Raw genomic sequence first — 18,689 nt, forward strand, 5'->3', positions numbered from 1 at the left:
GGCCGACCGGGTAGATTGCAGGGCAATGACGCGAATCGCCGCGGGCGCCGATCACGCCGGGGTGGAGCTGAAGGACGCCCTGGTGGCCCATCTGCGGGAGTTGGGCCACGAGGTGATCGACTGCGGCACCCACGGCCCCGACCGGGTGGATTACCCCGACTACGGGGAGGCGGTGGCCCGAAAGGTGGCGGGCGGCGAGGCCGAGTTGGGTCTGTGTGTGTGCGGCTCCGGCATCGGCATTGCCATGGCGGCCAACAAGGTGCCCGGCGTGCGGGCGGCCACCGTCCACGACGTGACCTCGGCCCGTCTGACCCGACAGCACAACGATGCCAACGTCATTTGCCTGGGGGAGCGCCTGATCGGCGCCGAGCCCGCCAAAGAGGCCCTGGACGCCTTCTTGGCGTCGTCCTTCGAGCAGGGCCGCCACACCGCCCGGGTGGCCAAGATCGACGCCCTGTTGCCCGGAACCCCCCGGCCGTGATGCCGGCGGCACCCACGAGCAGCGCCCATGAGCCGAGTCCACGACAAGAAGAGCCCATGAGACAAACCGATGAGAGCCCACAAGTAGAGCCAATGAGAAGAGGGAGCCCGTGATGTGGCCCGACAGCAGCAACGACCCGGTCCTCGACATGATCCGGCGGGAAACCGAGCGTCAGAACACCACCCTGCAGCTCATCGCCTCGGAGAACTTCACCTCGCCCGCGGTGCTGGCCGCCACCGGTTCGGTGCTCACCAACAAGTACAGCGAGGGCTACCCCGGCCGCCGCTACTACGGCGGCAACCAGGTGATCGACGAGGTGGAGGCCGTGGCCCGGGACCGCGCCACCGCCCTGTTCGGCGCCGACCACGCCAACGTGCAGCCCCATTCCGGGGCCAACGCCAACGTGGCCGCCTACCTGGCCGTGCTGGAGCCGGGCGACACCGTGCTGGGCATGAGCCTGGACCACGGCGGCCACCTCACCCACGGCTCCCCGGTGAACATCAGCGGGCGCACCTACCGCTTCGTGGCCTACGGGGTGACCCCCAGCGACGAACGCATCGACTACGACCGGGTGCGGGACCTGGCCCGGGAACACCGGCCCTCCCTCATCGTGGCCGGGGCCACCGCCTATCCCCGCATCATCGACCCGGCCCCGTTCCGCGCCATCGCCGACGAGGTGGGGGCCCTGTTCATGTTCGACGCCGCCCACATCGCCGGGCTCATCGCCGGGGGCGTGCACCCCAACCCTGTGCCCCACAGCGACATCGTCACCTTCACCACCCACAAGACTCTGCGGGGCCCCCGGGGCGGAACCATCCTGTGTACCCAGGATCTGGCCGGGGCCATTGACAAGGCCATCTTCCCCGGCCTGCAGGGGGGCCCCCTCGAGCACGTGATCGCGGCCAAGGCGGTGGCCTTCGGTGAGGCCGCCGCCCCCGAGTTCGCCGACTACGCCGCCCGCATCGTAGCCAACAGCCATGCCCTGGTGGAAGGGCTGGCCGCCGAGGGCTTCCGCCTGGTGTCGGGAGGCAGTGACAACCACCTGCTGCTGGTGGACCTCCGCACCTTCGACGACGACCTGACCGGCAAGGCCGCCCAGGAAGTGCTGGACCGGGCCGGGATCACCCTCAACAAGAACACCGTCCCCGACGACCCCCGTTCCCCCTTCGTGACCAGCGGGGTGCGGATCGGCACCCCGGCCACCACCACCCAGGGCATGGGCCCGCAGGAGATGGCCGCCATTGCCGGTCTGATCGGTCGGACCCTCCGCCGGCGCGACGACGAGGCCGCCGTGGCCGAGGTCCGAGCCGAGGTGGCCGACCTCTGCCGGCGGTACACGCCCTACCCGTCGGCCGGCTAGCCGGTCTCGTCGCCGTAAAGGGCACCCTCGACTGCCATGGCCCCGGGTGTCGACAGCTACCTGACCGTGTTCGCGGTGGCCGCCGGGATCACGTTGGTGGCCACGCCGCTGGTGCGCCGCATCAGCGAGCGGTACGGCTTCATGGTGGAGCCCGATGCCCGGCGGGTCCACGAGCGGTCCACCCCCGTGCTGGGCGGGGTGGCCATGTTCCTCGGGTTCCTGGCCGCCATGGGGGTGGCCTGGTGGATGAGCGATTTCGACGTAGTGTTCGCCACCGCCTCGGAGCCGCTGGGCATCGTCATCGCCGCGCTGGTGATGATCGTGTTCGGCACCTACGACGACGTGCGGGAGATGTCGGCACCGGCCAAGGTGGCCACCATGGTGCTGGCCGGGAGCATCCTGTCGTTCGCCGGGGTGACCGTGCTGAACCTGCGGCTGCCGGTGCTGGACGCGCTGATCCTGTCGCAGGATCTGGCCTTCGTGGTGACGGTGGTGTGGTTGGTGGCCATCGCCAACGCCATCAATCTGATCGACGGGTTGGACGGGCTGGCCGCGGGCATCGTCGCCATCGCGGGCATCACCTTCTTTGTGTACTCCATCAAGCTGGCCGACGAGGAGGTGCTGTTGCCCAACAACATCGGGCCGTTGGTGGCCATCATCGCCGGCGGGGTGGCCGTGGGTTTTCTGCCCCAGAACGTGCATCGGGCCCGCATCTTCATGGGTGACGGCGGGGCCTACTTCCTGGGAACGCTGCTGGCCGCGTCCACCGTCTCCATGGGGGGGCGCAGCAGCGAGCCCTTCGCGGGTCAGACCTATTTCTTCTTCGCCCCCATGCTCATTCCTCTCATCATTCTGGCGGTGCCGGTGGTGGACGTGCTGTGGGCCGTGCTGCGGCGGACCCGGGCCCGCACCAGCATCACCGCCCCCGACAAGGAGCACCTGCACCACCGGCTGATGAGCCTGGGCCACGGCCACCGGCGCAGCGTGCTCATCCTGTGGCTGTTCACCGCCCTGATGTCCACGCTGGTGCTGTACCCCACCTACACCGGCGAGGGGGAGGCCATCATGGTGCCCGCCGCCGCGGTGTTGGTGCTCATGCTCTACACCGTGTTCCACCCCATCCTGCGGCGCCGGGCCCCGTTGTCGGCCGGTGGCCGCCCGGCCTGAGGATTTGGCTCGCCCTTTGGGCACGCGAGACCATTTCCGAGAGGCCAGTCCACTCCCTTCAGGGGCCCCCTTTCGTGCCAGCGGCAACCACTGAGAAAAGCCACCTTCACCAGCGTCAGAGTTCGGGCGACGCCCTGTCCATCGCCTTCGAATTGGTGGCCACCCCCGCGCTGTTCGGGTTCTTCGGTTGGCTGATCGACGGGGCGGTGGGAACCCGGCCCGCGTTCACCTTGGGGTTGTGTCTGGTGACGGCGTGCTACACCGGATGGAAGACGTTCAAGCTGTACGGCGAGCGCATGGACGCCCTCGACGCTCAACTGCCCAGCCGCCGGGCCGAGGCCCGGCAGCAAGACGCCGATGGCTGAGCAGACCACCGTGCCCGCCGAGGAGGCGCCCGAGCGGGCCGTTGCCCTCGACATCGTTCGCCGCGGTCTGATCGGCGGCCCGGTGCTGATCGGGGTGTGCGCGGGCGTGTGGGGGTTCGACGGACTGTGGTCCAGCGGCTACGCCCTCGGCCTGATCCTGTTCAACTTCTGGCTGGCCGCCTCGCTCATCACCTGGTCGATGCGGATTTCGCCCACCATGGTGATGGCCGGGGTGATGGGCGGCTACTTCATCCGCCTGGCCATTCTCACCGGGGCCTTCTTCCTGGTGAGAAATACCGGCTGGTTTGAGGCCCTGCCGTTTGTCATCACGCTGGCCGCGGCCCATATTGTTCTGCTCGTTTGGGAGACCCGGTTCGTCTCCCTGTCCCTCGCTCATCCCGGCTTGAAGCCCCAAGGAGCCCGCACGTGACCATTGATGACCTGAAATTCCCGCCGCCACAGCGCCGGGTGCTCGGGCGGCAGGGAGGCCCCCGGTGAACGTGCTCGCCTTGGACTTCCCGCCGGTCTCCCAACTGTTTCAGTGGCCGGACATCTTGTTCTCCGACACCAATTGGGCCCTCAACAAGACCGGGATCATCTACCTGGCCTCGTTGCTGCTCACCGTCTGGTTGTTCTGGGCGGCGGGGCGGCGCCGGTCGCTGGTGCCCACCGGGGCTCAGACGGTGGTCGAAGCGAGCATCGACTTCGTGGAGAACAACATCATCATGCAGACCATCGGCCCCGAAGGGCGCCGGTACCTGCCGTTTCTGACCACGATCTTCTTCTTCGTGTTGTTCAGCAACATGTTCGAGGTCATTCCCTTCATCCAGTTCCCGGCCAACTCCCGCATGGCCATCCCCTTGACCCTGGCCCTGGTGGTGTGGGCGGTGTACCACTACGTGGGCATTCGCGCCCAGGGCTTCTTTCACTACTTCAAGTCGGCCCTGTTCCCACCGGGCGTGCCCGTGGCGCTCTACATCCTGGTGGCCCCCATCGAGTTGCTCCAGATCCTGTTGATCCGCCCCCTGTCGCTGGCCATCCGGCTCTGGGCCAACATGGTGGCCGGGCACCTTTTGCTGGTCACCTTCGCGGTGCTGTCCGCCGCGTTGTGGGGCACGCTCTATGTTCCCGCAGTGCTGCCGTTCGCCGCCCTCATCCTGGTCACGGCATTCGAGATCTTCGTCTCGGCCCTGCAGGCCTTCATCTTCACCATTCTCACCGCCGTGTACATCGGCGGATCCCTACACCCCGAGCACTAGGAGACACGTACCTTGCTTGCACTGATTTCCACCATCCTTGCCCAGTTGACCGGTGACGGTGAGGCAGGCCTGAGCGCCATCGGCGCGGGGCTCGGCTACGGCCTGGCGGCCATCGGCCCCGGTGTCGGGATCGGCATCGTGGTGGGCAACGCCATCACCGCCATGGCTCGCCAGCCCGAATCGGCCGGTGTGGCTCGGACCACGATGTTCTTGGGCATCGCCTTCACCGAGGCGCTGGCCCTCATCGGATTCGTCGTCTTCATCCTCCTTCTGCCATGAGCCGCCGGCTCTGGGCCGCGGCGGCCGTCGTGGTCGCCGCGGTTGCGCTCAGCGCCTCGGGGGCTCATGCCGCCGAGAGTGTGGGCAGTTGCATCTTTGACGAGTTGGGTACAGCTCAGTTCGACGGCATCGAGGGCGAGGGCTTTGCCGCCGTCAAGGAGCTGAAGGAGCAGTACTCCGCGGGCAACGAACAGGCCGAAGAGGTCAAGAAGGACTTCGAGAAAGACCTGGAGAGCTGCCTGGAAGCCCCCAACCCGATTATTCCCGAATGGAAGGAAGTCATCTGGGGCGGGGCCGCCTTCGTGGTGCTGTTGGCCCTGATGAGCTGGAAGCTGTTCCCGGTGGTGAGGAACCTGATGGTGCAGCGCACCGAGCGCATCCAAGGCGCTATCGACGACGCCGACCGGGAGCGGGCCGAGGCCGCCGAGGTCCGGGCCCGCTACGAGGCGGAACTGGCCGACGCCAAGACCGAGGCCACCCGCATCGTGGACGAGGCCCGCGAGCAGGCCGCCGCCGTCCGGGCCGATCTTCAGGCCCGGGCCGAGGCCGACATCGCCGAGATGCGGGAGCGGGCCGCGGCCGACACCGAGGCCTCCAAGCGCCAAGCGGTGGCCGACCTGCAGTCGGAGGTGTCCGACATCGCCCTGGGCGCGGCCGAGGCCGTGCTGGGTCGCAGCCTGGAGGATCCCGAGGTCCAACGCGGGCTCATCGACGACTACATCGCCCGCGTGGGCGCGGGCCAGAACTAGGCCGATGGTGGAGCGATCCGTGGTGACGCCCCGTGGCCTGGTCCGCCCCGCCGAGAGGCTGGGGCGATGACCGAGCGGTCCGGCAGCTACGCCGACGCGGTGGCCGCGGTGGCCCGAGCCGAGGGCACTCTCGACGTGGTGGCCGACGAGCTGTTCCGGGTGGCCCGGGCCCTGGAGGGCTCCGACGAGTTGCGCATGACGCTGTCCGACCGGTTGATCCCGGCGGCCCGCCGCCAGCAGATCGTGGAAGACCTGCTGGGCGGCCAGGCAGCCGAGACCACCACCGCAGTGGTGTCCATGATCGTGGCCGCCGGGCGGGCGGGGGATTTGGTCGACATCGCCCGCCAGACGGTGGAGATCAACGCCCGTGACCGAGGCCGCTCGGTGGCACAGGTGCGCACGGCGGTGGCCCTCACCGGCGATCAGGCCGAACGGCTGGCCGCCGCCTTGAGCGCGGCCACCGGCCACCAGGTGGACATCAAGGTGATCGTCGATCCCGCCGTGATGGGCGGTGTGGTGGCCACCATCGGCGACGAGGTGATCGACGGCTCGGTCCGCCACCGCCTCAGCCAGCTTCGCGACACGTTCTAAACAGGAGCCGAGACAGGAGTGCCATGGCAGAGCTGACCATCGACACCGGCGCCATCGCCGAGGCCATCCGCCGCAACCTCGAGGGGTTCCAGCCCGAGGTGGAGCTGGCCCAGGTGGGGCGGATCACCGAGGTGGGCGACGGGATCGCCCGCATCTCCGGGCTGCCCGGCGCGGCGGTGAACGAGATGCTGGAGTTCGAGAACGGGACCATCGGATTGGCCCTGAACCTCGACGAGGATTCCATCGGCGCGGTGGTGCTCGGCGAGGTGGACGAGATCGAGGAGGGCCAAGCCGTCCGCTCCACTGGCGACATCTTGTCGGTGCCGGTGGGCGATGCCCTGTTGGGCCGGGTGGTGAACGCCCTGGGCGAGCCGGTCGACGGCAAGGGTCCCATCGTGGGCGCCGAGACCCGGCGCATGGAGGTGCAGGCCCCCGGCATCACCGGACGCAAACCGGTGCACGAGCCCATGCAGACCGGCATCAAGGCCATCGACTCGCTCATCCCCATCGGTCGGGGTCAGCGGGAGCTGATCATCGGCGACCGCAAGACGGGCAAGACCACGGTGGCGCTCGACACCATCTTGAACCAGAAGGGCCAAGGGGTGCAGTGCATCTACGTGGCCATCGGACAGAAAGCCTCGACCGTGGCCCAGGCGGTGGCCACCCTGGCCGAGCGGGGGGCCATGGACTACACCGTGGTGGTGGTGGCCCCTGCCTCCGATCCGGCCCCCTTCAAGTACCTGGCCCCCTACGCCGGTTGCGCCATGGGCCAGCACTGGATGGACAACGGCGGCCACGCCTTGGTGGTGTACGACGACCTGTCGAAGCAGGCCGAGGCCTACCGCCAGATGTCGCTGCTGCTGCGCCGTCCGCCGGGCCGGGAGGCCTACCCCGGCGACGTGTTCTACCTGCACAGCCGCCTGCTGGAGCGGGCCGCCAAACTGAGCGACGACCGGGGGGCGGGGTCGCTGACCGCGCTGCCCATCATCGAGACCAAGGCGGGCGACGTGTCGGCCTACATCCCCACCAACGTGATCTCCATCACCGACGGGCAGATCTTCTTGCAGGACGACCTGTTCAAGTCGGGGGTGCGGCCGGCGGTGGACGTGGGCATCTCGGTCTCCCGGGTGGGCTCGGCCGCCCAGATCAAGGCCATGAAGACAGCGGTGGGCACGCTCAAGGCCGACCTGCAGCAGTTCCGGGAGTTGGAGGCCTTTGCCGCCTTCGGCTCCGATCTGGACGCGGTGTCGCAAGCACAACTCGACCGGGGCTATCGGTTGACCGAACTGCTCAAGCAGGGCATCCAGTCGCCCATGCCGGTCCACGAGCAGGTGGTGTCCCTCTACGCCGGCACCCGCGGCTATCTGGACAACATCCCGGTGGAGGACGTGGCCCGTTTTGAAGCCGGCTTGCTGGAGTGGGTCCGGGCCCGCAACGCCGACCTGCTGTCGTCGATTGCCGACTCCGGGGCGGCCGACGAGGAGGCCCTGGAGGCCGCGGTGGCCGCCTACGCCGCCCAGTTCGAGTCGTCGGCCGAGCCCGAGGGCGACGAGCCGGACGCCGAGGCCCAGGCCGAGGCGGCTGCGGGCGTGGTGGACGCCGACCACACCCTGCCGGAGACCGACATTCAGCGTCCCGAGGATGACTGATTGATGACCCGTTCTGGTCGGCCGCCGACGGGCCGAGGGGAGCACCATGCCCGGCGGTGAGGAACGATCCCTTCGCCGCCGTATCTCGTCGGTGCAGTCCACCAAGAAGATCACCCGGGCCATGGAGTTGATCGCCGCCACCCGCGTGGTCAAGGCCCTGCAGCGGGCCCACGCCGCCCGCCCCTACTCCACCAAGCTGACCAGCGTGATCGAGGACGTGGCCGCCGGGGGCGCCGAGGCCTCGCACCCGCTGCTGGAGCGGCGGTCCACCATCGCCCGGACCGGGTTCGTGGTCATCACCTCCGATCGGGGGTTGGCCGGGCCCTACAACAGCTCGGTGATCAAAGCAGCCGAGCGGGAGCTGATGGACGCCCAGACCAAGGGCCAGGACTACTCGCTCATCCTCATCGGCAAGAAGGGCCAGGACTACTTCCGGTTCCGCAACTACCGCATCGATGAGTCCTTCACCGGCATGAGCGACACCCCGGCCTACGAGGATGCCCGCCGGGTGGCCGAGATCGTGGCCGACCGGTTCGAGTCCGGCCACATCGATCAGGTCATCCTGGCCTACATGGAGTTCGTCACCATCGGCACCCAGCGGGTGGCGGTGCGGCGGCTGTTGCCCCTCGAGAGCATGGAGGTGATCGCCGCCTCGGGGTCGGGGGAGCTGCGGGCCGCCTTCGAGTTCGAGCCCTCGCCCGAGGGGGTGCTGGAGTCGCTGTTGCCCCGGTACGTGGAATCCCGCCTGTTCTCGGCCCTGTTGGACGCAGCCGCCTCGGAGCACGCCAACCGCCAGCGGGCCATGAAGGCGGCCACCGACAACGCCGAGGAGCTGATCACCAAGCTCACCCGGGCCATGAACCGGGCCCGCCAGGACGCCATCACCACCGAGATCATGGAGATCGTGGGCGGGGCCGAAGCCCTCCAGGAAGAAGCGGAAACCGACGGCGGCGACGTCGCCGACCATCTCGCTGCCTTCGCCAACCAGTAGGAAACCAGTAGGAGAAGTACAGATGTCGGAGAACCTCAAGGACGGTCGGGTCGTGGGCATCGCCGGCCCGGTTATCGACGCCGAGTTCCCGCCCGATGCCCTGCCGGAGATCAACACCGCTCTGGAGTTCGACGTGAACGTGGACGGGGAGAGCGTGACCGTCAAGGCCGAGGTGGCCCAGCAGATCGGTGAGGGCCGGGTACGGGCCATCGCCCTCAAGCCCACCGACGGCCTCACCCGGGGCACCGTGGTGCGCAACACCGGCCAGGGCATGACCGTGCCGGTGGGCGACGTGACCTTGGGCCACGTGTGGAACGTGGTGGGGGAGTGCCTGGACACCGACCGCGCCACCCTCGATGTGGGCGACGAGTGGGAGATCCACCGGCCGGCCCCGTCGTTCGACTCGCTGGAGCCGTCCACCCGCATGTTTGAGACCGGCATCAAGGTCATCGACCTGCTCACCCCCTACAAGGAGGGCGGCAAGATCGGCCTGTTCGGCGGCGCCGGTGTGGGCAAGACGGTGCTCATCACCGAGATGATCAACCGGGTGGCCACCCAGCACGGCGGTGTGTCGGTGTTCGCCGGCGTGGGCGAGCGCACCCGGGAGGGCACCGACCTGTTCCTGGAAATGGAGGAGTCGGGTGTGCTGGACAAGGCCGCCCTGGTGTTCGGCCAGATGGACGAGCCCCCCGGCGTCCGCTTGCGGGTGGGACTGGCCGGCGTGACCATGGCCGAGTACTTCCGCGACGTGCAGAACCAGGACGTGCTGTTGTTCATCGACAACATCTTCCGGTTCGTGCAGGCGGGCTCCGAGGTGTCCACCCTGTTGGGCCGCATGCCCTCCGCGGTGGGCTACCAGCCCACGCTGGCCGACGAGATGGGGGAGCTGCAGGAGCGCATCACCTCCACCCGGGGGCGTTCCATCACCTCGTTGCAGGCGGTGTACGTGCCCGCCGACGACTACACCGACCCGGCGCCGTTCACCTCGTTCACCCACTTCGACGGCACCACCGAGTTGAGCCGGGACATCGCCGCGTTGGGCATCTACCCGGCGGTGGACCCCTTGGCCTCCACGTCCACCATCTTGACCCCCGAGGTGGTGGGGGATCGCCACTACGGCGTGGCCCGTCGGGTACAGGAGATTCTCCAGCGCTACAAGGAGCTGCAGGACATCATCGCCATCTTGGGCCTCGACGAGCTGTCGGAGGAGGACAAGGTGATCGTGTCCCGGGCTCGCAAGGTGCAGCGCTTCTTGTCGCAGCCCATGTTCGTGGCCGAGGTGTTCACCGGTATGAGCGGGGTCTTCACCCCGGTGACCGAGACGGTGGACTCGTTCGAGGCCCTGGTCAACGGCGACCTCGACGACCTGCCCGAGCAGGCCTTCTTCATGGTCGGCGGGGCCGAGGACGCCCAGCGCAAGGCGGCCGAACTCGAGGTCCAGGCGGCCTAGCGGTGACGGTTCCCCCGGCACCGACACCGGAGCAGGCGGCCTAGTCGTGGCCCTCACGGTTGAACTGGTCTCCCCCGAGGAGATCATCTACACCGGCGAAGCCGAGATGGTGGTGGCCCGCACCACCGACGGCGAGATCGCCTTCCAGCCCGGCCACGTGCCCTTCCTCGGGGTCCTGGTGCCCGGCGAGGTGCGGGTCTACACCGCCGACGGGGAGAAGACCACCATCGCGGTGGAGCGGGGCTTCGTGGAGGTGTCCCACGACAACGTGGCCCTCCTCAGCGACACCGCCGTCGTCTCCTGACGCGCCTCGGCTGGTCCATGAGCCGCCGTCGGCAACCGTGGCCCTGGCAGCGGGCCCTGGTCACCGGGGCATCGGCGGGCATCGGTCGGGCCATGGCGCGACAACTGGCCGTGGCCAACGTGGACCTGGTGCTGGTGGCCCGCAGCGGGGACCAACTGGAGGCCCTGGCCGCTGAACTGCAGGCGGGCGATTCGGGGCCGAGCGTGGAGGTGTTGGTGGCCGATCTGTCCACGCCCGAGGGGGTGGACGCGGTGGCCGCCCGGGTGGTGGCCGACCAGGACCCCGTGGACTTGGTGGTGAACAACGCCGGACTGGGCTACGAGGGGCCGTTGGTCGATCAGGATCCGTCGGAGGTGGCCGAGACCATCGGGGTGAACGTGGTGGCGTTGGTGCGCCTGACCCATGCCGCCGTGGGGGCCATGGCCGGCCGGGGCCGGGGCCAGGTGATGCTGGTGTCGTCGATGGCCTCGCTGCAGGGCATGCCCATGACCGCGGTCTACGCGGCCACCAAGGCGTTCATCACCAGCCTGGGCGAGGGCCTGTACGAGGAGTTGAAGGGCACCGGGGTGGTGGTCACCACCGTGCTGCCGGGGCTGACCCGCACCGAGTTCCACGAACGAGGGCGTTGGGACCTGGAGCGGTGGCCCTCGGTGGGCTGGCAGGACGCCGACGAGGTGGCCGCCGAAGCGTTGCGGGCCGCGGCCAAATCCCGGCCCGAGGTGGTCACCGGGCGGCTCAACCGGTTCTTTGCCGTGCTCACCAGCAAATCCCCGCGTGGGCTGCGCCGATCGCTCATCGGCTGGGCCGCCCGCCGCCGCTAGCCGAACCGCCAAAAGAGCTGCGAGCCCCGCCCGTTGGGGTGGGGGGCCTTTGGCTGCTAACCGAACTCGATGGCCGAGAAGCTGTTCAGCTTGTCCAGTTGGTGGTCGGCGTCCACCAGCCGCACGGTGCCCGACTTGGAGCGCATGACCAGCGACTGCGTGCTGGCGTGTTTCTTGCTGTAGTGGACGCCCTTCAGCAGGTCGCCGTCGGTGATCCCGGTGGCGGCGAAGAAGCAGTTGTCGCCCCGGACGAGATCGTCGGCGGTGAGCACGGCGTGCAGGTCCATGCCCTGTTTCTCGGCCGCCTTGCGCTCCTTGTCGTTGCGGGGCCACAGCCGGCCCAGCAACTCACCCCCCATGCACTTGAGGGCGGCCGCCGCGATGACCCCCTCGGGCGTCCCCCCGACGCCGAACAGGATGTCGGCCCCGGCATCGGACCAGGCGGTGGAGATGGCCCCGGCCACGTCGCCGTCGGGAATGAGGCGGATCCGGGCCCCGGCCTCGCGCACCTCGGCGATCAGCTCGGCGTGGCGGTCGCGGTCGAGGATCACCGCGGTCACGTCCCGCACCGACTCGCTCTTGGCCGCGGCCACCAGCTCCAGATTCTCGGTGGGGGAGTTGTCCAGCGAGATGCCGGAGTCAGCGCACTCCGGCCCGAAGGCGATCTTCTCCATGTAGACGCACGGGCCCGGGTTGAACATGGTCCCCCGGTCGGACACCGCGATCACCGACAGGGCGTTGGCCCGGCCCAGTGAGGTGAGGGTGGTGCCGTCGATGGGATCCACGGCGATGTCGCATTCCGGCGGGGTGCCGTCACCGATCAACTCGCCGTTGTAGAGCATGGGGGCCTCGTCCTTTTCGCCCTCGCCGATGACCACCACCCCGTCCATCGGTACGGTGCGCAACAGCACCCGCATCGCCTCCACCGCGGCGTTGTCGGCCCCCTCCTTGTTGCCCCGACCCATCCACCGGGAAGCGGCCAGGGCCGCCACTTCGGTGACCCGAACCAGCTCCATGGCCAAGTTGCGATCGGGTGTTTCCGGCGAGGATTCCACGTTGCCCAACCGTAGCCGCGTTGCGGTCGGGCGGCGCTCTTCTGCCAGCATGTTCGGCATGGTTTGGTGCTTCCAGTGCGGTGCCTCCTTCGAGGAGGACGTGGCCGAGTGCGCCGAGTGCGGCGTGGCCACGTTCCCCGACCCGCCCCGCGCGGTGGAAGAGGTGGGCGGGCCCGAGGACGAGCAACTCGCCTACGAGTTTCACGAGTGGGGCTACGACGCCCGCAACCGCCTGGAGGCAGCCCTGCGCGACCAGGGGCTCGAGCACGGGTGGTTGGGACCCACGCTGATCGTGTGCGAGGCCGACGAGGAGGCGGTGGACCAGGCGGTGGAGTCGGTGCTGCGGGCCCGGTTGCCTGCGCTCGACAAGAGCGGGCCCACGGTGGTGTACGAGATGACCGACTTCGACGAATCCCACACCGCCGATGTGGTGGGCGAACTGCTGAGCGAGTCGATCGCCCACGACTTCGACGCTGCCGGCAACCTGGTGGTGGCCGAGGCCGACGAGGAGGCGGTGGACGCCGTGTTCGACCGGTTGGCCGGGGCCGCCTCCCAACGCCGGTTCGGTCCGGGGCTGCCCGGTGTGGAACCCTACGAGGTGCTGGAGGGGCTGTTCTTGTCGTCCGACCGGCTGCGTCGCAACTCGGTGGATTCCAAGGCGGTGGAGACCTTCGCCGTGGCCCACGACCAAGTGGTGCAGCTCAGCCTGCCCTGGGGCTACGACGCCGAGTTCTGGGGCTCGATGCTGGATGCGGCCGACGACCTGCGGGAGGCCCTGTTGGCCGGACCCCACCCGACCGAGGGCGACGCCCCCACCGTGGAGGCGGCGGTGGCGCTGCGGGATCTCCTGCGCCGCTACATGTAGCATCAGGTTGGGTGGTGGTGAGCGGTGGTGAGCCGGCCGGCCGAACCGGGAGCCATGGGCCATGGCGACGTGGCGGGCATGGTCCTGACCCACGGTGCGGGCGGGGATCGCCACCACCACACTTTGGTGGCGGTGGCCGAGGGCCTGGCCCCGCTGCCGGTGGAGCGCATCAACTTCCCCTACCGCGACCAGGGACGACGACCCCCCGACCGGGCGCCCAAGCTGCTGGCCCACCTGGAGGAGGTGATTCCGGTCATCGCCGACGGCTGGGGGACCGAGCCCGGCCGGCTGGTGCTGGGGGGCCGGTCGATGGGCGGGAGAATGTGCTCGATGGCGGTGGCCCAGGGGATGGCGGCCGCCGGGTTGGTGCTGTTGAGCTATCCGCTGCACCCGCCCCGCAAGCCCGAGAAGCTCCGGACCGACCACTTCGGTGACGTCAACGTGCCCTGCCTGTTCATCTCCGGCGACCGCGACCCCTTCGGAACCCCCGAGGAGTTCGACGAGCACCTCGGGGCCATTGGAGGCCCGGTGACCACGGTGTGGCTCCCCGGCGAGGGCCACGACCCGAAGAAGGCCGACGAGGAAATCCTGGCCGCGGTGGCCACCTGGTTGGACACTATTGCCTAGCGTGCGTAGCGGCTTCGCCTCACGGCATCGTCCCACCGCGCGTCGCGGCCCTTACCACAGGCCTTCCTCGTCTTCGGGGTTCAGCTCCTCCAAGGACCGGCGGGTGGTCTCGGGGTAGAACAACAGCACCAGCAGGGCCACCAGTATCGGGCCCATCAACAGCACCGAGAACGCGGTGCCGTAGCCGTAGGTTTCGATCATGTGGCCCGCGACCACCAGGCCGACCACGCTCCCGGACACCCCGGCGACACCGAGCAGCCCGTTGGATCGGGCCCGCCGACCCGTGCCGAACATCTCCGCCCGGTACACCCCCAGCGATGGCACAGTGGACGAGGTCATCAAGGCCCCCGCCGCGATCAGCACCCACATGGGCCAACCGGCCACGGTGAAGTGCCAGAGGGCGAACACCGCCCCGCCGCTCACCCCCAGCGAGGCGATTACCCGGCGGCCCCGGACGTCGGCCAACCGGCCCGCGATCAACATCCCCGGACCCGCCGTCCACACGGTGAGCAGGGTGAACACCGTGATCTTGGTGGCGCTGAAGTCACGTTGTTCCTTCAGGAACTCGTTCTGGAACTGCGATGCGGGTGCCGAGAAGACCAGCACGGCAAAGGAGGTGACGGCCAACAGGCAGAGTCGGAAGCGGAACTGCTCCGGGGTCTGGGCCGGAGGCCGACGCCGGGCGGCCTCAAACCTCTCCGACTCGGGGAGACGCCGGGCGGCTGTCACCACCACCGGCAGGAAGGCCAAGGCCACCACAAATACCAGCCGCCACGCGGAGAGCCCCAGGTCGGCCAGGGGAACGCAGGCCACCGCCAACCCGGAGCCCAAACCGGCGGCCAATCCCAGCATCGACATCACGTAGGCCCGGGCGCCCGCCGGTGCCTCTTCCATGGCGAACACGAAGACCAGCAGGGCCAAGGCGTGGGACAGCCCCCGGGAGACGGCCTGCACGGTGGCCAGCAGGGCCAGGTTGACCACCAGCGAGGTGGCCGCGGAGGCCAGGATCGCCCCGATGGCGGCCCCGAACAGCGTCCGCCGTCGTCCGATCCGGTCGCCCAGGACGGCCATGGCCAGGGTGAGCAGGATGCTGAAGCGGGCCAGGCCCAAGGCCAGCCCCTGGGCCGACTCGCCCACGCCGAATTCGTCGGCGGCAAAGGTGATGGTCTGGCCGAGCAGGGTGCCCAGGAATCCGGCGACGACCGACAGGGTGGCCAGCAGGGCCACCACTTGGGCCTGCCGGGCGGTGAGCCGGTCAGGAGGATGCCACCAGGGGATGGTCCGCTCCCGGACCAGGGCCCGGCGGAAGGGGATGGCGAACAGCAGCCGCCACACCGGGATGGCCAGTTGATAGTCGAACTGCTCGGTGACCACCACCAACCTGTTGCCCAATGGCGTGACCGTCACCGTGCGGCGGTAGTGCTGCACCGGTCCCTCGACGGCGACAAAGGCGGTGCTGGACTTGGGAGGCCCCCATGCTGGTGCCGCGTCCGGTGGCGACGGGGTGGGTTCGTCGTCGTCGGGCTGCTCCAGCACCATGTCGGAGCGGGGGGAGAGCAGGCCGTCGGGGCCGTGGAGCACGCCGTGGGCGTCGTCGGCGCTCAGGACGCGGCGGGAGATCAGACGGGGCATGGGCTGGGCGCAGCATAGTTTTCGGCAAACCCGGCCCTTGGGGTTGGCCGGTCGCCGCCGCGGCCCCTGAGGCACCATACTTGTCGGGTGGTGAATCCCGTGGACCGCGACCCGCAGCAGGACCGGATCGAGGTGCGGGCCGGCGGACCGCTGGAGGGGTCGGTGGTGATCGGCGGGGCCAAGAACTCGGTGCTCAAGCTGATGGCCGCCTGTCTGCTGGCCGAGGGCACGTTCGTGATTCGCAACGTGCCCGACATCGAGGACGTGGCCGTGATGGCCGACGTGCTGCGGGCCATGGGGGTGGCGGTGGACCGGTCGGACGACGCCCTGGTGATCGAGCGCCCCCCGACCATCGTCCCCGAGGCCCGCTACGAGCTGACCGAGCAGTTGCGGGCTTCCACCGCCGTGCTGGGGCCGCTCTTGGCCGGGGTGGGCCACGCCCGGGTGGCGTTGCCTGGCGGTGACGATTTCGGCCCCCGGCCCATCGACATGCACATCGCCGGGTTGGAGACCATCGGCTGTCGGTTCGAAATCTCCGGGGGCGACGTCCACGCCATCGCCGACAACCTGGTGGGCAGCCCGGTGCTGTTGGAGTATCCCAGCGTGGGGGCCACCGAGAACGTGATGATGGCCGCCGTGCGGGCCAAGGGCACCACGGTGATCGACAACGCCGCCCGGGAGCCGGAGATCGCCGACCTGGCCGGCTTCCTCAACCACATGGGGGGCCAGATCGCCGGAGCGGGGACATCGACCATCGTCGTGGAGGGGGTGGAGGAACTGCACCCGGTGGAGCACACCGTGGTGGCCGACCGCATCGAAGCAGCCACGTTCCTGGCCGCGTTGGGCCTGGCCGGCGGCGAGATCACCCTGGTAGGGGCGCGGCCCGATCACATGGCGATGCTGTGCCGCAAGCTCGGGGAGATCGGGGTGCGGACCTCATCGGATCCCGACGGGCTGTGGGCCATGAGCCGGGGGCGGCTGCGGTCGGCCGATGTGTCCACTCTGCCGTATCCCGGCCTGCCCACCGACTGCAAGCCCCTGCTGGTGGCGCTGTTGTCGGTGGCCGAGGGGGTGGGGATCGTGACCGAGAACCTGTTCTCCGACCGGTTCCGCTACGTGGACGAACTTGTGCGCATGGGCGCCGACATCCGCACCGAAGGCCATCACGCGGTGATCCGGGGGGTGGATCGGCTGAGCGGGGCCCCGGTGCGGGCGCCGGACATCCGGGCGGGGGCGGCCCTGGTGGTGGCCGGTTTGGCCGCCGACGGCGTGACCGTGGTGTCCGACCCCCACCACATCGACCGGGGCTACGAGAACTTCGCGGGCAAGCTCAGCGCTCTGGGCGCCGACGTCCGCCGCGAGAGGCCCGCCGATTGGCCATGACCAGCAAGCAGGCCAGCAGCGCCAGGGGCACGGCCACCAGGAGAATCTCGTCCCAACCGCCCTGGTGGGCCAGCACGTCCACGGCTCTGAGTCTGACAGACCACCGGTGGGGGATCGAACAGGTTGGCGTGAGGGCCGCGGGTTGAGACAATGGGGGGCGTGTACGACGCCGTCGCCCAGGTGATCGAGGCCATCCGCCCTGCGGTACAGGCCGACGACGGGGACATCTTCCTGCGGGAGGTGGACGAGGAGACCGGCGTGGTCACCGTGGAGCTGGTGGGGGCGTGCGTGAGCTGTCCGGCCTCCACGGTCACGTTGAAGGCGGGGGTGGAGCGGATCCTGAAGCAGCGGGTGGAGGGCGTCACCGAGGTGGTGAACATGGGCCAGAACCTGCTGAGCGACGGCTCGCCCGTGGGGCTGTAGCCATCGACGATCAACGTCTGATTCCGAGCCGTACCGCCGCCTGGTCGGTCAGCCAGGGGCTGATCGTCGCCAACGTGGTGGTGTTCATCGTGAGCGTGGCCCTGGGGGACGGCTTTTGGGGCATGAGTTCCCGTGACGCGCTCAACCGAGACGGGCTGATTTACCATGCCTCCACTTGGGGTGGGCCGATCGACGTGTTCGACGAATGGTGGCGGGTGTTCACCGGTGGATTCCTGCACCACGGGCTGATCCACCTGGCGGTGAACATGTACTCGCTCTACATCCTGGGCCTGGTGTTGGAGCGGACGCTGGGGGCGGCGTCGTTCACTGCGGTGTACCTGGCCTCGTTGGTGAGCGGGTCGTTCGGGGCGTTGATCGAAACGCCCAATTCGCTGGTGGCCGGGGCCTCGGGGGCCATCTTCGGTCTGCTGGGGGCCTACGCCGCCCTGTCGCTGGCGCAGGGGGTGGGGTTGTTCCGGACCCCGCTGGGGCCGATCCTGGCTATCAATCTGGTCATCAGCTTCACCGTTCCGGCGGTGTCTCTGGGCGGCCACGTCGGCGGCCTGGTCGGCGGGTTCATCGTGGGGGGCGTGGCCGCGTTGGCCATCCGCCGACAGCAGCCCACCACCGTGTTGGTGGTCGGGGTGGCCGTGGTGGTGGCCGCCGCCTCGTTCCTCGGCGCCTTGTGGGCCGCAAGCCGCTGGCCCGACACGATCTAGCCGGTTTCCCCGTCTCCCGGCGGGAACCGTCGGCGCAGAGTGGCCAGGTTGCGGCGCCACACCCACTCCAGCAGTCGGGCGCCGATCGCGTCGCCCAGCCGACCCCCCATCCACCAGGGGAACTGCAGCTCCTCGGTCCAGCAGAACTCCGTGCGGTCGGTGCCCGCAGGGGTCAGGGTAAAGCGGCCCTGACCGGTGACCAGGCCGGTGTGGCGCACGCCGATCACCTCCTGTTCCACCCACTCGGTGACCACCATCACGTCGTTGAGCCGCACCGGACCGATCTTGGTGAGACACTCGAAGTCGGTGCCCACCCCCTCGGTCTGGTCCCCCCGAAAGGAAATCGACTCGGCGTCGGCCATCCATTCGGTGTGGCGTTCGATGTGCCGCACGTACTCCCACACCTCGTCCACCGGGGCCTCGATGGTGGTGGAGACTCGAATCCGGGCCATGTCTCCAGTGTAAGGGTGCCGGCAGGCTTCCCCCGCCGCCACCGGGGAATTACCCCTCGTGGCTGTC

At 69.2% G+C, this 18,689-nt stretch carries 22 protein-coding genes; 19 read left to right on the forward strand and 3 right to left on the reverse strand.

All coding sequences use genetic code 11. The features are described from left to right. Nucleotides 1-25 precede the first annotated feature (25 nt). From rpiB to ACOQPQ_RS01325, 14 genes are all read left to right on the forward strand, one after another. Nucleotides 26-481, forward strand: a complete 456-nt coding sequence (rpiB, locus tag ACOQPQ_RS01260) for a ribose 5-phosphate isomerase B (RefSeq protein ID WP_420637628.1) — start codon at nt 26-28, stop codon at nt 479-481. A gap of 112 nt (nt 482-593) precedes the next feature. After that, complete coding sequence (glyA, locus tag ACOQPQ_RS01265; protein WP_420637629.1) at nt 594-1,841, forward strand: serine hydroxymethyltransferase; 1,248 nt, start codon at nt 594-596, stop codon at nt 1,839-1,841. A gap of 36 nt (nt 1,842-1,877) precedes the next feature. Continuing rightward, nucleotides 1,878-3,008 carry a glycosyltransferase family 4 protein gene (locus ACOQPQ_RS01270; RefSeq protein ID WP_420637630.1) on the forward strand — a complete coding sequence of 377 codons (1,131 nt, stop codon included), beginning with the start codon at nt 1,878-1,880 and terminating at the stop codon, nt 3,006-3,008. Between the two features lie 74 nt (nt 3,009-3,082). Continuing rightward, nucleotides 3,083-3,373: an AtpZ/AtpI family protein gene (locus ACOQPQ_RS01275; protein WP_420637631.1), complete on the forward strand. Its 291-nt coding sequence runs from the start codon at nt 3,083-3,085 to the stop codon at nt 3,371-3,373. Continuing rightward, the gene (locus tag ACOQPQ_RS01280) at nt 3,366-3,803 is read left to right on the forward strand and encodes an ATP synthase subunit I (RefSeq protein ID WP_420637632.1); all 438 of its coding nucleotides are present in this window, start codon (nt 3,366-3,368) and stop codon (nt 3,801-3,803) included. Before ACOQPQ_RS01275 ends, ACOQPQ_RS01280 begins: the two co-directional genes overlap by 8 nt. Nucleotides 3,804-3,867: 64 nt before the next feature. Beyond that, nucleotides 3,868-4,632: a F0F1 ATP synthase subunit A gene (atpB, locus tag ACOQPQ_RS01285; RefSeq protein ID WP_420637633.1), complete on the forward strand. Its 765-nt coding sequence runs from the start codon at nt 3,868-3,870 to the stop codon at nt 4,630-4,632. A 21-nt stretch (nt 4,633-4,653) separates the two neighbouring features. Then, nucleotides 4,654-4,911 (forward strand): ATP synthase F0 subunit C, encoded by a 258-nt coding sequence (atpE, locus tag ACOQPQ_RS01290; protein WP_420640339.1) that lies wholly within the window; start codon nt 4,654-4,656, stop codon nt 4,909-4,911. Further along, entirely contained in the window at nt 4,908-5,660 is a 753-nt protein-coding gene (gene atpF, locus ACOQPQ_RS01295) for a F0F1 ATP synthase subunit B (protein WP_420637634.1), read from the forward strand. Before atpE ends, atpF begins: the two co-directional genes overlap by 4 nt. Before the next feature lie 66 nt (nt 5,661-5,726). Next, nucleotides 5,727-6,251, forward strand: coding sequence for an ATP synthase F1 subunit delta (gene atpH / locus ACOQPQ_RS01300; protein WP_420637635.1), 525 nt, complete (start codon nt 5,727-5,729; stop codon nt 6,249-6,251). Nucleotides 6,252-6,274: 23 nt separating this feature from the next. Then, nucleotides 6,275-7,900 carry a F0F1 ATP synthase subunit alpha gene (gene atpA, locus ACOQPQ_RS01305; RefSeq protein ID WP_420637636.1) on the forward strand — a complete coding sequence of 542 codons (1,626 nt, stop codon included), beginning with the start codon at nt 6,275-6,277 and terminating at the stop codon, nt 7,898-7,900. A 46-nt stretch (nt 7,901-7,946) separates the two neighbouring features. After that, nucleotides 7,947-8,891 carry a F0F1 ATP synthase subunit gamma gene (locus ACOQPQ_RS01310; protein WP_420637637.1) on the forward strand — a complete coding sequence of 315 codons (945 nt, stop codon included), beginning with the start codon at nt 7,947-7,949 and terminating at the stop codon, nt 8,889-8,891. A 22-nt stretch (nt 8,892-8,913) separates the two neighbouring features. After that, nucleotides 8,914-10,341 (forward strand): F0F1 ATP synthase subunit beta, encoded by a 1,428-nt coding sequence (gene atpD, locus ACOQPQ_RS01315; RefSeq protein WP_420637638.1) that lies wholly within the window; start codon nt 8,914-8,916, stop codon nt 10,339-10,341. 46 nt (nt 10,342-10,387) lie between these two features. After that, nucleotides 10,388-10,645 (forward strand): F0F1 ATP synthase subunit epsilon, encoded by a 258-nt coding sequence (locus ACOQPQ_RS01320; RefSeq protein ID WP_420637639.1) that lies wholly within the window; start codon nt 10,388-10,390, stop codon nt 10,643-10,645. A 17-nt stretch (nt 10,646-10,662) separates the two neighbouring features. Then, nucleotides 10,663-11,466, forward strand: coding sequence for an SDR family NAD(P)-dependent oxidoreductase (locus ACOQPQ_RS01325; protein ID WP_420637640.1), 804 nt, complete (start codon nt 10,663-10,665; stop codon nt 11,464-11,466). A 56-nt stretch (nt 11,467-11,522) separates the two neighbouring features. Here ACOQPQ_RS01325 and glpX read toward each other — a convergent pair whose 3' ends face one another. Further along, on the reverse strand, nt 11,523-12,482 hold the full coding sequence (gene glpX / locus ACOQPQ_RS01330; RefSeq protein WP_420640340.1) for a class II fructose-bisphosphatase: 960 nt from the start codon (nt 12,480-12,482) through the stop codon (nt 11,523-11,525). An 88-nt stretch (nt 12,483-12,570) separates the two neighbouring features. Between glpX and ACOQPQ_RS01335 the strand changes: the two genes are divergently transcribed. Together ACOQPQ_RS01335 and ACOQPQ_RS01340 are read left to right on the forward strand one after the other, a co-directional pair. Next, the gene (locus ACOQPQ_RS01335; RefSeq protein WP_420637641.1) at nt 12,571-13,386 is read left to right on the forward strand and encodes a hypothetical protein; all 816 of its coding nucleotides are present in this window, start codon (nt 12,571-12,573) and stop codon (nt 13,384-13,386) included. A 27-nt stretch (nt 13,387-13,413) separates the two neighbouring features. Next, nucleotides 13,414-14,013, forward strand: a complete 600-nt coding sequence (locus ACOQPQ_RS01340) for an alpha/beta family hydrolase (RefSeq protein ID WP_420637642.1) — start codon at nt 13,414-13,416, stop codon at nt 14,011-14,013. Between the two features lie 51 nt (nt 14,014-14,064). On the opposite strand, the gene ACOQPQ_RS01345 is transcribed toward ACOQPQ_RS01340, so the two are convergent. Beyond that, on the reverse strand, nt 14,065-15,645 hold the full coding sequence (locus ACOQPQ_RS01345) for an MFS transporter (RefSeq protein WP_420637643.1): 1,581 nt from the start codon (nt 15,643-15,645) through the stop codon (nt 14,065-14,067). Between the two features lie 87 nt (nt 15,646-15,732). Between ACOQPQ_RS01345 and murA the strand changes: the two genes are divergently transcribed. The 3 genes from murA to ACOQPQ_RS01360 all read left to right on the forward strand — a co-directional run bounded on the left by murA (nt 15,733) and on the right by ACOQPQ_RS01360 (nt 18,170). Next, nucleotides 15,733-17,028: a UDP-N-acetylglucosamine 1-carboxyvinyltransferase gene (gene murA / locus ACOQPQ_RS01350; protein WP_420637644.1), complete on the forward strand. Its 1,296-nt coding sequence runs from the start codon at nt 15,733-15,735 to the stop codon at nt 17,026-17,028. 150 nt (nt 17,029-17,178) lie between these two features. Further along, nucleotides 17,179-17,451, forward strand: coding sequence for a NifU family protein (locus ACOQPQ_RS01355; protein WP_420637645.1), 273 nt, complete (start codon nt 17,179-17,181; stop codon nt 17,449-17,451). Nucleotides 17,452-17,525: 74 nt separating this feature from the next. Continuing rightward, complete coding sequence (locus ACOQPQ_RS01360) at nt 17,526-18,170, forward strand: rhomboid family intramembrane serine protease (protein WP_420637646.1); 645 nt, start codon at nt 17,526-17,528, stop codon at nt 18,168-18,170. On the opposite strand, the gene ACOQPQ_RS01365 is transcribed toward ACOQPQ_RS01360, so the two are convergent. Beyond that, nucleotides 18,167-18,622, reverse strand: a complete 456-nt coding sequence (locus ACOQPQ_RS01365; protein ID WP_420637647.1) for an SRPBCC family protein — start codon at nt 18,620-18,622, stop codon at nt 18,167-18,169. The genes ACOQPQ_RS01360 and ACOQPQ_RS01365 overlap by 4 nt on opposite strands. Between the last annotated feature and the right edge of the window lie 67 nt (nt 18,623-18,689).

This window comes from Candidatus Poriferisocius sp. (assembly GCF_965219775.1).
In the GTDB taxonomy this organism is placed as follows: Bacteria; Actinomycetota; Acidimicrobiia; order Acidimicrobiales; family Bin134; genus Poriferisocius.

Bases quoted from the DNA above. Each gene is read 5' to 3' on its own strand.
- rpiB (WP_420637628.1), top strand. From the start codon at position 26: ATGACGCGAATCGCCGCGGGCGCCGATCACGCCGGGGTGGAGCTGAAG.
- glyA (WP_420637629.1), top strand. From the start codon at position 594: ATGTGGCCCGACAGCAGCAACGACCCGGTCCTCGACATGATCCGGCGG.
- ACOQPQ_RS01270 (WP_420637630.1), top strand. From the start codon at position 1,878: ATGGCCCCGGGTGTCGACAGCTACCTGACCGTGTTCGCGGTGGCCGCC.
- ACOQPQ_RS01280 (WP_420637632.1), top strand. From the start codon at position 3,366: ATGGCTGAGCAGACCACCGTGCCCGCCGAGGAGGCGCCCGAGCGGGCC.
- atpF (WP_420637634.1), top strand. From the start codon at position 4,908: ATGAGCCGCCGGCTCTGGGCCGCGGCGGCCGTCGTGGTCGCCGCGGTT.
- atpH (WP_420637635.1), top strand. From the start codon at position 5,727: ATGACCGAGCGGTCCGGCAGCTACGCCGACGCGGTGGCCGCGGTGGCC.
- atpA (WP_420637636.1), top strand. From the start codon at position 6,275: ATGGCAGAGCTGACCATCGACACCGGCGCCATCGCCGAGGCCATCCGC.
- ACOQPQ_RS01310 (WP_420637637.1), top strand. From the start codon at position 7,947: ATGCCCGGCGGTGAGGAACGATCCCTTCGCCGCCGTATCTCGTCGGTG.
- atpD (WP_420637638.1), top strand. From the start codon at position 8,914: ATGTCGGAGAACCTCAAGGACGGTCGGGTCGTGGGCATCGCCGGCCCG.
- ACOQPQ_RS01325 (WP_420637640.1), top strand. From the start codon at position 10,663: ATGAGCCGCCGTCGGCAACCGTGGCCCTGGCAGCGGGCCCTGGTCACC.
- glpX (WP_420640340.1), bottom strand. From the start codon at position 12,482: ATGGAGCTGGTTCGGGTCACCGAAGTGGCGGCCCTGGCCGCTTCCCGG.
- ACOQPQ_RS01335 (WP_420637641.1), top strand. From the start codon at position 12,571: ATGTTCGGCATGGTTTGGTGCTTCCAGTGCGGTGCCTCCTTCGAGGAG.
- ACOQPQ_RS01345 (WP_420637643.1), bottom strand. From the start codon at position 15,645: ATGCCCCGTCTGATCTCCCGCCGCGTCCTGAGCGCCGACGACGCCCAC.
- ACOQPQ_RS01355 (WP_420637645.1), top strand. From the start codon at position 17,179: ATGGGGGGCGTGTACGACGCCGTCGCCCAGGTGATCGAGGCCATCCGC.
- ACOQPQ_RS01365 (WP_420637647.1), bottom strand. From the start codon at position 18,622: ATGGCCCGGATTCGAGTCTCCACCACCATCGAGGCCCCGGTGGACGAG.